The following is a 13,441-nucleotide window of genomic DNA, read 5'->3' on the forward strand; positions in this document are numbered from 1 at the left end:
TCCGGAATTTCCCGGATAAAGGTAATTCCCTTCTTCCCTTGACAAAGAATGAAGATATACTGACAATATCAGTATGAAACCCGAAAAAATATGGTTTACGGCAGGTCTTTTTTCCGCGGTATTGCTCATTTTTGTACTGTTTTCACCTTCTGTTTTTGCCCAGGGAAACACATCCACTGACAAATCCGCAGGCAGATATTTGCAGCTTTTTGAGTATGTATTCGCTTTTGTCCAGAATAACTATGTGGACGAGGTTGACCCCCGTATATTATATGAGGGGGCAATGAAGGGAATGCTCGAAGCGCTTGACGATCCCTATACTTCATATATTGACCCTTCCAGCCTTATGGGGACAAATCTGAAAGACACGACAACAGGTTCATTTGGGGGAGTCGGGCTTTCAATTACCAAACCAGTGGTGTCTACATTTGAAAAACCGGCCTATGTTGAAGTGGCGTCTCCCATAGAAGACTCGCCGGGATGGAAGGCCGGGATTCAGCCTGGCGATCTGCTTCTCGATATAGACGGGACAGATACGGCTGAAATTACAATGGAAGAAGTTCTTGCCATTCTGCGCGGCCCGGTCGGAACCGATGTAACAGTTACAATCAGGCGGGGGAAATCGCTTGAATTCAAGGCAACTCTTACGCGCGCCCTTATTGAAGTTCCGACAGTCAAGTATGCCATGATGGAAAACGGCATCGGGTATCTCAGAATTGTTGAGTTCACACCGCTTACTCCCGCGAGGGTTCAGGATGCGCTTGATTTCTTTGAAAAAGAAGGGTACACAAAACTTCTTATAGATCTCCGCAATAATCCGGGCGGGCTGATTACCAGCGTTGTTGATGTGGCCAATAAATTCATTGATTCGGGAGTTATTGTTTCAACACGTTCAAGGATTTCTTTTGAAAACCGGGAATTCAGGGCCAGACCTGACAGAACAACTTTTGATAAGAATATCCCTATTGTCGTCCTGATAAACAGGGGCGCGGCCAGCGCATCGGAAATACTTGCGGGCGCGCTGAAGGATTACAAGCTTGCCTATCTTGTGGGAGAAACCAGCTATGGCAAGGGTTCTGTTCAGCAGGTTATCGATTTACTGAACGGCGACGCAATGAAAATAACCATGGCCCGCTATTATACACCAAGCGGCGCAAATATTGATTCCTCCGGTATTATCCCTGACAGAGAGGTCCTTTTTCCAGAACTGACTGAGGCGGAAGAAAAAGCCCTCACGGATCTCCTTCAGACTACGGAAATAGCGGATTTTGTTGAGGCAAATCCAGAACTGACAAATTCCCAGGCGGAAGATTTCGCCCGGAAACTTGCAGCAACATATCCGGTAGAACTCCGGGTCCTTAAACGTCTGGTCATGCAGCAGTTTTACCGTACACATATCAGTCCCCTGTACGATCTTGAATATGATATACAGCTGAAAGCTGCGGTGGATATTCTGAATACCGAGAATATTCCTGAACTGCTGAAAACCACCTATACGGTTTTTGATATGCAGCAAATGTCGGAAAAAGAAGCGGAAGCAAGCTGACCGGAAATGAGGCAGCTTGTTCTTTCCGAATTTCCGGACAGGAACGGGATTCTTGTTCTGGGCGGCAGTAATTATCATTACCTGGCAAAGGTCCTCCGGAAAACATCCGGAAGCAGTGTAGAAGCCAGGCTGCCCGACGGCTCCATCCGGACGTTCCGCATCCTTGATATAACCAGAGAGACAAAAGAAATCCGGCTTTCCGCCGCCGAAGAAAACGGACAGAGCGGACAGAACATGCCCGACATTCCGTCTTTTTTTCCCAGAATAATTCTTTTTCAATGGATGATTAAAAACCCGAAAATGGAACAGCTTGTACGCCAGGCGACTGAAATGGGTGTAAGCGAAATTATACCGGTGACAGGAGAGCGATCCCTGTTCAGGAACGAAAAAGAAAGTTATCCGGTAAAACAGGAAAGATGGGAACGGATTATACGGGAAGCCCGGCAGCAGAGCGGGTCTTCAATACCAACAGGAATTTTCAATCCGGTGTCGCTTTCCGAAGCTGTCCGGATTTGGAATGATATATCAGGCGATATTCCGGAAAACAGAAAAATTGCCTTTGTTTTAACGGAAACACCTCTTGAACGAAAAACGCTTCATGAGTATCTTGGAAGACATATCAAGGACGGGGAAGATATTCCCGTATGCGCAGCCCTGGCTGTCGGACCTGAGGGAGGGATGACAGAACAGGAAACAGAGACATTAACGGAAAATAATTTTCTGAAAATTCATTTTAATACCAATATTCTGCGTTCGGAAACAGCGGCCTTATACGGGGTCGCTGCTATACAAAACGCTTTGACGGAGTTAGGAAAGTGGCAACTGAAAGAATACAATTTATGAAAGTCCCTTTTGATGTAGTACCGGAAGAGGACTTTGAACAGACCATTCTTGACTTACTTGCGAAAAAAGGACCCCAGCATATTATGCTTCTCTCTTTATGGGACTTTCTGAGGGCAAGGCACCGGGGAGAATTCCATACGATGGTCGTAAACGCGGCGCTGGTTTTGCCTGTCTCAAAAAGTTTAATCCGCGGCATCCGCTTTCTGAAAAAGAATACGCCGGACCGCTATCAGTCTTTTTCGCTTATTATAAAAGTACTGGGCATTCTGGAAAAGCATTATAAATCATTATATCTGTTCGGTGCGCATCAGCGGAGTCTCCTGCAGGCAGAAAAAAATGTCCGGTCAACTTTTCCGAACCTGAGCATTGTAGGCCGCTTCCCCGGATATTATCATAAGACTATGGAAAAAAACATTCTTACAGCCATCACAAAGGCGGAACCGTCCCTGATACTTGCAGGGAATGGAATACCGGGAGCCCAGCGCTGGATTAACCGGAACAGACTGAAACTTAACAGCGGTCTTTTTATATGGGACCCTGATGTTATTGATATTTTTTCAGAACGGAAAAGACGTATTTCAGAAAAAACCTTTAAACGGGGCCTGGAATATTTTCCGCAAATTTTAAAGAATCCCTTAAGAATTTTCAGAATTTTCCAATATTTATGGTATAACATTTTATTATTATGTTACCGGCTGCTTAAAAGAAATTCTTAACTATAATTACCCGCATTGGCTTATAAGACACGTCCGGAAAGGATCGCCTGTGCGAAAAGTTATTTTTGTTACTTCAAACTTAAATGATATCCGGCGTCTTGTATATGAATCCCGCGAAGTATGGGATATAACCGCTGCGGCAAATATATTTGACGCCCCGGAGCGCATAGAATCAGAATTTTATGACTGTGTATTATTTGATATAGGGTTAACAGGCGGATATGCGCCTGATCTTCTTTCAAAAATAACATCCATTGAAAACTGTCCGCCTGTTTTTATCTTATCCAGAGAATATGCCTATTGTTTTATAACCCTGAGCTATCGGCTCGGTGCCAGCGGATACTTTCATATCCCCTACACCTTTGCGAACATTGCGGAAAAACTGGAACAGTATTTTACCGCGGCAAAAAATAATGATCATCCGGGAAAAAATCCGGACAGTACGGAAGAAATCTTATTTCAGAATATTCTCGGAAGCAGCGGGGTAATGGAAAGAGTCCGCAGGGATATTCTTCAGATACGTGACCGAAATGAACCTGTTCTTATTTATGGGGAAACCGGTTCAGGAAAAGAACTTGTGGCAAAAATGGTTCATACATACTCCCCTGTTTCAGAAGGGCAGTATATGGCGTCCAATGTGAGCTGTATCCCTGATACCCTTGCTGAAAGCCTTCTTTTCGGGACCGCAAGAGGCAGCTTTACTGACGCCCAGAATAAACAGGGGCTTTTTGAGCATGCAGACGGAGGGACCCTCTTTCTTGATGAAATTGCGGAACTTCCGATATTTTTGCAGCCGAAGTTTTTACGGGTCCTTGAAGAAAAACAGGTGACCCGGCTGGGCGAGGCAAAAAAACGAAAAGTCAGTTTCCGCCTTATTTGCGCAACAAACAGAAACATGACCCAGGCGGTAAAATCAGGCTTATTCCGGGAAGATTTGTTCTACCGGCTCGATGTTTTGCGTATCCAGGTACCGCCATTGCGGACTCACCTGGAAGATATTCCGGAATTATCCGCCTTTTGCCTGAAAAAATACAGCAAAAAACTTTCAAGCGCTGCGCTTGATAAATTACAGGCATATAAATGGCCCGGAAATGTCCGGCAGCTTTTTAATTGTCTTACCCGCGCGGCCTGTCTTTCACAAGACAATATAATTTATCCCGATAAAATCCAGTTTTGAATACATTCAGGACATTCCATGCAAATCAAGTCCCGGACAAACGTTTTTGCGGGAACAGCTTATTCCCCGTCTCTGCGGATAAAAGCCATCCTCTTGAAGAGTTTTTCCAGACGCTGGGCCTCGCGCTCGGACAGGGCGGTCCGGGCAAATACGGATTCAAGGAAATTCCGGTTTTCTTCACCCCCCGCTTTTTTATACAGCCCGAGCCTGTCAATATATCCGCAGACTGAATCGGTCATTGTTTGAACCCGGGAAAGTGAAATGGGTTCATATCCCCGTTTTCGTTCGTCCAGAATGCAAAACAGGGTATAAGTGATAATCTGTACCGCATGGGAAAGATTGAGGGACCCGAATTTTTTTGAGGAAGGGATATTAAGGGCAACGGAACAGCAGTCGAGTTCTTCGTCAGTTAACCCTGTTCTCTCATTTCCAAAGACAATGGCCGCCTTTGAAAAGCTGTTTTCCCTGACTGTCCGGGCGAACTGTTCAGGGGTCATTCCCCAGGACTTCCTTTTTTGCCCCATGCGTCTGGTCGTTCCGGCCGCGATGGAACAGTCCGCAACAGCCTCCCGGAGACCTTTTACTGAAGGTTCAAAAAAAACTGCGGATTCCCATAGCGGAAAGGCGTGAAGAGCCAGCGTCTTTATCTGATTTTCGGAATAATCATCCCTGTTTCCCACAATCCGCAGGTCATAACAGTCCATATTCATCATAGCCCGGCAGACCGAACCGATATTCCGGCTTTCCTCAGGGCGGGATAAAACTATTGCGCAGGGTAAGGCTTCCACGGGAAGATTTTCACGGAAGCCGGCTATTATGTCAATAGAGCGCTATAGTCAAACAATCTCAAAGCATTTGACTATCTCCGATTGTAAGTGTTTCTGATATAAAGAATCAGCTGATTCTTTATATCAGAAATGTAACGTAAAGGAGTATATTACTGCGGAATAAATGAGTCTTATTAAATAATGCGGACAGAACCGGGAAAGAATTACGATCAGGCAGAACGATAAATAAATTTTGACAAGTTATATATATGGGGTTTATAATACACAGAGGTATTTTGGAATTCATGGGGGTAAAAACACCTTATACTTGGAGAATTTCCAATGAGCAGGGCGGTGGATATATGACAAATAATGAAATTGTTCCTGGTTTTGACGATGAAGAAGATACAAGCTTGAAGATTCGTTTGGAAAAAGTTGACACTTTACCCGGATGCGCACTGATTTTTCTGGCAGGATATATTGATACGTATAATTCCGCTTTTTTCCAGGCGCGTATCACCAAGTTGATTGACTCAGGCTTTGTCCGCCTGATTTTTAATTGTTCAGACCTTAATTATATTTCTTCCACCGGGATAGGCTCTTTTACAACATTCCTGAAAACAGTCCGTCCTGACGGCGGCGACATAGTTTTACTTGAAATTCAGCCCAAGACCTATGAAGTATTCCAGCTTTTGGGGTTTTCCCAGTTTTTTAATACAAAACAGTCTATGAATGAGGCCCTTGATTACTTTTTGGAAACAGGCGGGAGTGATGAAGATATCTTCCCGAAATTTTTCTACTGTCCTTCCTGCTCGCGAAAAATCAAATCCACACAGTCGGGAAAATTCAGATGTTCTGAATGCGAAGCCGTAATTTCTATTGACACAAAGGGCCTGATTAGTTTAGGATAAATATGTTATTTTACCATACATAAAAGTATACAGTATGGCTTCAGCTCTTGTGCATATCCTGTGGATAACTTGGCCAAAATGGGATTTTTTCTTATTTCCCGTAAAAAAATCATATGAAAAAAATAAGTCTTTTTAATCAAAAAACGTGTGTTTTTCTAAATCTATATATTATAACGATTTAAATAGTTAGAAAAAAGTATACAGTTTTTTCCCTTATTTTCGGAAGTTCTTATCTGGTAAAGAAATGTGATACGTTCAAAAAAGTATACAGGAAAACCTGTGGATAACTTGTTTACTTTTTGACCGGAGAAATATTCTTGTAATCCAAAGCAGGCTGTGATAATCTTATACTAATCATGAAAAATACCCTGATGGTGCCATTGACATTTTTAGTGAATCTCGTGGTGTGGTTTTTTGTTTTACCGTTTTGCCTGTTACTTACGAATTATGATTCACTCATCGCACTGGCCTCGGGAAATTTCAGCTTTTTTTTAATAGAATTGCTGGGAACAGGGCTGTATTTACTTCCTGTTTCACTCATGCTGTCATTTCTGGTAGTTTTTTTGTTTTTAATGCGTCACAAAACCATACGGATTATTTCCGTTTCAATAACTGTTTTATTATTTGCACTGTCAGTTGCAATTATTCTGCCGGTAGGATACAGGCTTTATAATGCCTACTCACCGGCGCTGGCAAGGGCAAGAGAAAAAACAGAGTCAGTATCAAATCAGGCCTTTTCATCAGGACATATCCGGGCTATTAACAACTATTACAGGGCGGTATGGTACCACACTTCGGAGGACGGGGAACGGATTTCTCCTGTTATCATTGCTGATACAAGAACGCGGTTTGCCTCTCCGCATCTTTCCATTTACAGCGAGGCTTCCTATAACGCCATAACAAAGACGGCCCGGATGCCGGACGGCCTGGAGCTTCCCGGAATCGGAGGCAGGGATCCTCATATTGTTTCATATCTCAGACAGCCTGCCTTTATTGCGTCTTTTTTGGGGAACATGGAAAATCTGCTGGAATCATTCCGGTCTGCTCTTGCGGAAAGTTATTTGCGTTATATTTTTCTTGCCGGAAGCTTTTTTCTTGCCTTCGGCGCACTGTGGGGATTTTGTTATCTGACAGACTGGCGCATGCTGAATGTGCTGCTCCTGATTACGGCCTTTTTGCTGCTCTTCTTTATATACCCATATATTTCCGGAGGACCCTTTTTCAATCTTATAGCGGGTGTTCTGCCGGTTCCTGCGGACGCCGGGATCATTTCATCCTGCTGTTATATTCTGATTTCAGTGATTCTTTTTTTCTGCGAACTTTTTATCTGGCTGAAAAGAAAACTCAGGACAAAAGGGGAAAACCGTGTCTGAGCTGAAACGGATTATACCGGTAATTTTGCTGCACTTTCTCGCAGGGTTTATTGTCTCTGTTATATATGTATTTGTTTCTCCTCTTTCCGCTGACCTCATCCCGCCCTTTGTTTTTCAGTACCGGATGCGCGAAGCTTTTATTCTTTTTGTTTCGCTGCTGCCCGCTCTGCAGATAAGCGGTATTCTTGTCGGATATGCCTTTGCTTTCAGCAAAACGGCATTTACGCAGGTCGGCCGCTGGTCGGCAATTCTTCTTTCCTATCTGCAGGGCGCCTTTATTATCTGTCTGTGCTGTATCGGCTTATATGTTATTCTCAATGAAGGTTTTGTTCCCTTTGCCAAGGAAGCCCAGACTACGGCCCGCGCAAACACGGAAGACTATTATGATTATATTGAAATAGCCCGGACCTCTCTTGTTTCAGGCGCTTTGTATGAAGCTGGTTTTAATGCCTATGCGGCCCAGCGTATCTGGCCGAAAAGCGCGGAAGCGGCGGAATTAGCGGAACTGAGCAAGTACAGGATGGCAGAATCCTCTCAGGAACAAGAACCTGCGCCCGAAGAAGAAACGCGGATTGTACCTTCAGTTCCCGGACTTACAGTCATGGATGCGCTGGATAAGGCAATTGAGGCAGAGGAGGATTACGATTTCTTTAACGCTCATTATTTTGCCATGCTGGCCTGGCAGCTCGCAAAACCCTCGGACCCGATCCGCGATACGGCATTGCGGATAGCGGCAAATGCCTGGAACCAGATTACGCTTGGAACCGATATGCTTACTTCACGGCAGGATGAAGAATTATTTGCGGAAAAAAAACGCGGTTATGACGCCCTGCAGGCCGGCGACTATCTGAAAGCCTATTATCTTTTTAATGATTTGGACGAAAAATATAACCGGACCGGCGACCTGAAATTTGATCCTGATATCGTACGGTTTCTTGACATTGCAAAACGGGGATTGCAGGAAACATTTTTTTCATAGATGAAACTGAAAATCTGCAGCTTTTTGAAACGGTCAGGGACCTTTTTTTTGTAATAAACCGGGCAGGCGGCGAACGTGACACAGTGTATATCCGGGGAATTTCATGGAAAAAAAGCGGCGGCCAGGATGTCGCATATTTCAGAGGATTTGAATTTGCCCGCTTTGACAATACGGACACCCTGCAGTATCAGATACTTGTTCCCTATGCAAAAATGTTCCCCTTCCTTTCCGGCGGGTACACCAGACCGGAAATAATGATGAGAGCGGTTGACAGGAACAGCCCCGGAAAAGACAGCGTCCCCCAGGTTATTTACGGAAAAATTCCTGAACTGGAAAAAAACATTCTGCTTCTTGATATGGCGTATGAGGATTTCAGCCTGCTGGTTGCCTCCAACAAGGGGCCTGAATCCATGAACCTTCTTTCACTTTTCCGTTTTTTTGACAAGGCGGAAACTTACAGTTACTCCGGGGGAGTATATTTACAGGAAATTATCAGGCGCCTGTCGGATCCCTTTCTTATTCTGGTAATTTCAATCTTTGCCCTTGTTACCGGCTGGAAATACCGGTTCAGCAAGAATATTCCTTTCAAGGCAGGCTGGGTGTTCTGCCTCCCTATCTTTCCGCTTATATCTTTCTGGGTTATTGAAGCAGCCCGGTATGTAAACAGAATGCTGATAGTTATTGTTTCATCGCTTGTGCCGGACTATGCGCTGGTTCTATCGCTTGTGTGTTATGCCCTGCTATTCCTTGCGGTATCCATATACTTCTTCTTTCAGCGGGGCGACTGACCGGATCTGAAAAATCCAAGCCTTTTCAGGGCCCTTCCGGTTCAGGACAGACAGAATTTCCTGCGGACCAGTGCCAGAGCGGCTTTGCCAGATTTGAGGAAAAGGGCTGGATATTATTGAAATCGGGGAGCCAGTCTGAGTCTTCGATCAGTTCCTGATAAAATCCGGTCTCAATTTCAAGCTCGGAAAGAATCTCACGCAAACGTTCATCTTCTGAAATATTGAGAAACCGCTCGGGATACACATCAGGTCCCTTTTCACCGGTATACGCCGCAACCGGCGTATACTGCGTCATCAATGAAAGCAGAGCCCTTCCTTCCAGGTGCCCGGCAAACCATTCGAGAACCTGTCCGGTATCATCCAGCCGCCCGGGCAGGGCAAGATGGCGGACAATGACGCCCGAACAAATGGCGCTTCCCTCCTCACCGGAGGAACCGGAGCTGAACCGCAGTCCGGAATGATCCGCCATATAGAGAATGGCGTTTTTGGCGGCTTCGGGATAATCCCCGGCGAGGAAAAGTTCCGCGGATATCTGAGCGTTCAGCGTTTTCAAATCAGGGAGCCAGACTGAAACAAGTCCATCCAGCATGGCAAGGGTTTCCGGACTTTCATACCCTGAAGAATTCCATAATACAGGAATCCGCAAGCCCGATCCGGCGGCACGCAAACCCTCGGCAATTGCCGGAACCGCGTGGCTCCCTGTAACAATATTGATATTTTCCGCGCCCGCGTCCTGAAGCATCAGGCAGATTTCCGAAAATTCCCTGACGGAAACCGGCCGCCCCATTCCTTCCCTTGAAATCTGAAAATTCTGGCAAAAACGGCATTTCAGATTGCAGCCGGTTATAAAGATAGTCCCGGAACCGCCGACCCCTGTTATGGGGGTTCTTCCCCGAAATGGAGACCTGCCCAGGAAATTCTCAGGCTGGACGTTTCTCCGCAAAAACCGGTTTCACCCTTATTGCGGTTTACTCCGCATTTTCTCGGACAGATAAGACAGGAATTGTACTCAGCGATCATTATAAAGCAAAGTATATCAGTGTATTTAAAAAAACAAAAGCCGGTCTAAAACCGGCTTATAAAGATCCGAACCCGCCCAATTATATCTACAGATAAACAGGACAAACACCGGAACTACATATGTATTTCCGCAATTTACCGCGGATTGATTTTGACAGATCTGATGCCGGTTTTTCTCCGGCGTAAACTTTCAGGCGGATTTTCCATAAGCAGCCTCCGTACACAAAATATTGTAAAGACTTAAATCTTCTCCATATGAAGTTTAACCGTTTTCTACAATAACCACCTTGCTTAAATAATACGGTTGATATATGGAACAGTCAAGGAAAAAATGAAAAAAATGATTTTTTTCATCCGGCTGTGAATCAGGTCTGAAAAACAGCGGTATTATTCCCGGCCACTGTCGCAGTTCTTTTCTTCTTCATCGGATAGAAACAGAGTGGTCCTGTTTCTTCCTTCCGCCTTTGATTTATACAGGGCCTTGTCCGCCTCGGTAATAACGCTGAGCGTAGTGATATCCGCGCGGGGTTCGATAAGCCTGGCCCCTATACTGACTGTTACGGAAAGATACTGGTCTTCCACCGGAAGGCGGATATTATTAATGGCCTTGCGTATACGTTCGGCAACCAGTACCAGGGTTTCCGGATTGCAGCTTTCCACATATACGGCGAATTCCTCTCCGCCGAAACGGGCGGCGCAATCCTCGGCGCGGATCGAATTCATCAGTACCTTTGAAAGTTCAATCAGTATTTTGTCGCCGACTACATGTCCCCAGGTATCATTGAAGTTTTTGAAATGATCAATATCAATCATTAAAACACCTGACTGGTTTTTGTGCCGTTTTATGTGGGCAGTCGCCTCATCAAGACGGCTGCTGAAATAATCATGGGTGAATAATCCTGTTTTCGGGTCCGTTATTGAACTTTCATAATGAAGCCCGTTCTGGATACTGACCGACAGAAAGCGGATCATTCTGTCTATGTATTTATGCTCGAGTTCAGTATATTCGTTTCCCACCAGTTTTTTTCCCAATATCACTATGCCGTAAATGCCGCCTATTCCTGTCATGGGAAAAATCATTTCAGGTTCGAGTTCGAGAAATTCCTTACCGAACATATCGGGACCGATATCCTTCAGCAAATCTTTAAAGGAGGTTTTTCCCGGGTTCCTGGTAAAATAGTTTTTCAGGATTTCATAGTAGGAAACAGGGAGGTCATAATTAGTCTGCTTCAGGTTTCTGTAAAAAAACTGTCTGAGGTTCTTTCCCCGCGGAGGGTGAACAAGAAAACCCATAAATTGAGGGATAAAGTGGTCAAGCATGCATGCTATCATAAAATCAAGCATGGAATTGACGTCCGTAAAGGCTATAAGGAGCGCAGCATCATTAATTATCCGTTCAAGCTCCCGGTTTTCTTTCCGGAGAGAATCAAGAGCGTCCAGTTTTCCTGACTGCTCAAGGTGGAGAAATTGATTTAGGATACTTGACGGAACATCCATAGTTATAATTATTATACCAGCCTTTTTTTTGCTGTCAGTATTTTTTATCGGCAAAATAGTAAAGTTATGTAAATTAGTTTTTTACAGGAAAAGGGGTCTGATGTACTGTTTTGGAGCTGCAGGGAATCTTATGTTTTTCCCCGTTCAACAAAAACACTCATAATAGATGTCAGGAGATCAATGTCAAGATTATCCGCCTCAGCGGTAATACAATCCCTTATTTCCATCCAGTCAGCATCCGGAAAATCCATTTCTTTTGTAAATTCCCCGGACAGGAGAGCAAGGGCATTTGTAAGCCAGTCAATGGCCGCGGCCGCTGTTTGGGGGTCGGCAAGACCCCGGTCATATTTTCCGTTCCAGTACGTTATCAGATCGTATCCAATGTTGCCGTACTGCTTCGTATAAGACAAAAAAAGCCTGGCCAATTCCTGCGCGGCTCCGTTTCCTGAACCGCCTGCCGGGGACATATGTTTGCAGATTTTATTTGCATCCGAGTGAAATTTATCAAGGGGTATCATTTCTCAACATCCTTTTTCATTTGATAGAAATATACTACCATATTCTTTTTCCCGGAATAAAGCCGGAGAAAGCTGATTCCCGGAATTTTATGTTTATTTGCGGCGGGGTATTTTTTGAGGGATTTCCGTAGCGGGAACTGTGCATTACCGGTAAAAACATGCTATATTTTTCAATACGAAAGATCATGAAATGACGCAAGGAGTTTCCCATGTTTTTATATATTCAGTATCCGTCATGGATCAGGCCGGAAATTATCCCGAATTTCCCCCTGCTCCGCTGGTACGGACTCATGTATGTATTTGCTTTTGCCACCGCTTATCTTTTGTTCAGGTATCAGGTAAAAAAGGGAGAACTGCAAAAAGCTGAAGGAACCGGAAAAGAAATTACCGGGGAAGATGTTATCAGCTTTTTTACCTGGGGAATCCTTGGCCTTCTTATAGGGGCGAGAGTTTTTTCGGTTCTTGTATATGAACAGTCAGATATATATCTGCATAAACCCTGGCTTATTTTCTGGCCATTCAGCGAGGGCTGTACCTGGACCGGACTCCAGGGCATGTCCTATCATGGGGGCTTTATAGGGGAGTTGCCGGGGTTCTGTTATGGTGTATTCGCCATAAACGGTCCTTTCTTGCCTGGGGAGACACGATAGCCGCATCCATTCCGCTCGGATATACCTTCGGACGCCTTGGAAATTTTTTTAACGGAGAACTGTACGGCCGGGTAACAACCAGTCCGCTGGGCATGATATTTCCGGGAGCCAGACCGCTGCCCCTTTCCGAAGAATGGGTCCGGGTGACCGCCGAAAAACTGGGGATGAGTATTCCCGCCGGCGCGCAGATGGTGAACCTGCCGCGGCATCCGAGTCAGCTGTATGAGGCATTTTTTGAAGGAATTGTGCTATGGGCGGTGATCTGGTTTATTTTCAGAAAAAGACGTCCGTTTAACGGTTTTCTTATCGCGGTGTATACCATCGGCTATGGGCTGGTCCGTTTTGTTATTGAATATTTCCGTGAGCCTGATGAGCATCTCGGATACAGAATTACAGCGGACGGAAATCCGGCTCCGCTGTATCTGAATGAATCCCTCCTGAATCTATCTACCGGGCAGATTTTGTGTCTTTTGATGATTCTTGGAGGGGCAGCCTTCCTGATCATCCGGATGATCCTTAACAGAAAAGGAAAAGCCGGAAGAAAGGAAAAAGCGTAAGCAGGTATTATTCGAGGCGAGGGTTTAATCAGCCTGCGGCTGGTTCTGTAAGGTACTGATTTAACGGCCGCTTCCGCGGCCTGCGAATACCCCAGACTG

11 protein-coding genes and 2 pseudogenes are annotated in these 13,441 nt (G+C 45.0%); 9 read left to right on the forward strand and 4 right to left on the reverse strand.

Annotated features, from left to right (window positions below):
• Positions 1 to 73 precede the first annotated feature (73 nt).
• From K7I13_RS06420 to K7I13_RS06435, 4 genes are read left to right on the forward strand one after another with little or no spacing between them, the layout of a single operon-like run.
• Positions 74 to 1,546, forward strand: a complete 1,473-nt coding sequence (locus K7I13_RS06420) for a S41 family peptidase (RefSeq protein WP_255948865.1) — start codon at positions 74 to 76, stop codon at positions 1,544 to 1,546.
• A 6-nt stretch (positions 1,547 to 1,552) separates the two neighbouring features.
• Entirely contained in the window at positions 1,553 to 2,389 is an 837-nt protein-coding gene (locus tag K7I13_RS06425) for an RsmE family RNA methyltransferase (protein ID WP_255948866.1), read from the forward strand.
• Positions 2,362 to 3,105: a WecB/TagA/CpsF family glycosyltransferase gene (locus K7I13_RS06430; protein WP_255948867.1), complete on the forward strand. Its 744-nt coding sequence runs from the start codon at positions 2,362 to 2,364 to the stop codon at positions 3,103 to 3,105. Before K7I13_RS06425 ends, K7I13_RS06430 begins: the two co-directional genes overlap by 28 nt.
• Before the next feature lie 49 nt (positions 3,106 to 3,154).
• Positions 3,155 to 4,282: a sigma-54-dependent transcriptional regulator gene (locus K7I13_RS06435; RefSeq protein ID WP_255948868.1), complete on the forward strand. Its 1,128-nt coding sequence runs from the start codon at positions 3,155 to 3,157 to the stop codon at positions 4,280 to 4,282.
• A 59-nt stretch (positions 4,283 to 4,341) separates the two neighbouring features.
• On the opposite strand, the gene K7I13_RS06440 is transcribed toward K7I13_RS06435, so the two are convergent.
• Positions 4,342 to 5,070, reverse strand: coding sequence for an RNA methyltransferase (locus K7I13_RS06440; protein ID WP_255948869.1), 729 nt, complete (start codon positions 5,068 to 5,070; stop codon positions 4,342 to 4,344).
• A 341-nt stretch (positions 5,071 to 5,411) separates the two neighbouring features.
• Here K7I13_RS06440 and K7I13_RS06445 point away from each other — a divergent pair, with 341 nt between their 5' ends.
• The 4 genes from K7I13_RS06445 (at position 5,412) to K7I13_RS06460 (ending at position 9,100) form a co-directional block, all read left to right on the forward strand.
• Positions 5,412 to 5,960 carry an STAS domain-containing protein gene (locus tag K7I13_RS06445; RefSeq protein WP_255948870.1) on the forward strand — a complete coding sequence of 183 codons (549 nt, stop codon included), beginning with the start codon at positions 5,412 to 5,414 and terminating at the stop codon, positions 5,958 to 5,960.
• A 380-nt stretch (positions 5,961 to 6,340) separates the two neighbouring features.
• Positions 6,341 to 7,333 carry a hypothetical protein gene (locus K7I13_RS06450; RefSeq protein ID WP_255948871.1) on the forward strand — a complete coding sequence of 331 codons (993 nt, stop codon included), beginning with the start codon at positions 6,341 to 6,343 and terminating at the stop codon, positions 7,331 to 7,333.
• Positions 7,326 to 8,312 (forward strand): hypothetical protein, encoded by a 987-nt coding sequence (locus tag K7I13_RS06455; RefSeq protein ID WP_255948872.1) that lies wholly within the window; start codon positions 7,326 to 7,328, stop codon positions 8,310 to 8,312. Before K7I13_RS06450 ends, K7I13_RS06455 begins: the two co-directional genes overlap by 8 nt.
• Positions 8,313 to 8,395: 83 nt before the next feature.
• Positions 8,396 to 9,100 (forward strand): hypothetical protein, encoded by a 705-nt coding sequence (locus K7I13_RS06460; protein WP_255948873.1) that lies wholly within the window; start codon positions 8,396 to 8,398, stop codon positions 9,098 to 9,100.
• 25 nt (positions 9,101 to 9,125) lie between these two features.
• On the opposite strand, the pseudogene K7I13_RS06465 reads toward K7I13_RS06460, so the two are convergent.
• From K7I13_RS06465 to K7I13_RS06475, 3 genes and pseudogenes are all read right to left on the reverse strand, one after another.
• Positions 9,126 to 10,120: pseudogene (locus K7I13_RS06465) on the reverse strand (radical SAM protein).
• Positions 10,121 to 10,507: 387 nt separating this feature from the next.
• The gene (locus tag K7I13_RS06470) at positions 10,508 to 11,617 is read right to left on the reverse strand and encodes a GGDEF domain-containing protein (protein WP_255948874.1); all 1,110 of its coding nucleotides are present in this window, start codon (positions 11,615 to 11,617) and stop codon (positions 10,508 to 10,510) included.
• A gap of 128 nt (positions 11,618 to 11,745) precedes the next feature.
• Positions 11,746 to 12,135, reverse strand: a complete 390-nt coding sequence (locus K7I13_RS06475; RefSeq protein WP_255948876.1) for a hypothetical protein — start codon at positions 12,133 to 12,135, stop codon at positions 11,746 to 11,748.
• Positions 12,136 to 12,344: 209 nt separating this feature from the next.
• Here K7I13_RS06475 and lgt point away from each other — a divergent pair.
• Positions 12,345 to 13,342 (forward strand): annotated as a pseudogene (gene lgt, locus K7I13_RS06480) (prolipoprotein diacylglyceryl transferase).
• The last annotated feature ends 99 nt before the right edge of the window (positions 13,343 to 13,441 follow it).

It is taken from the genome of Brucepastera parasyntrophica (assembly GCF_022376835.1).
Classification (GTDB): Bacteria; Spirochaetota; Spirochaetia; order Treponematales; family Treponemataceae; genus Brucepastera; species Brucepastera parasyntrophica.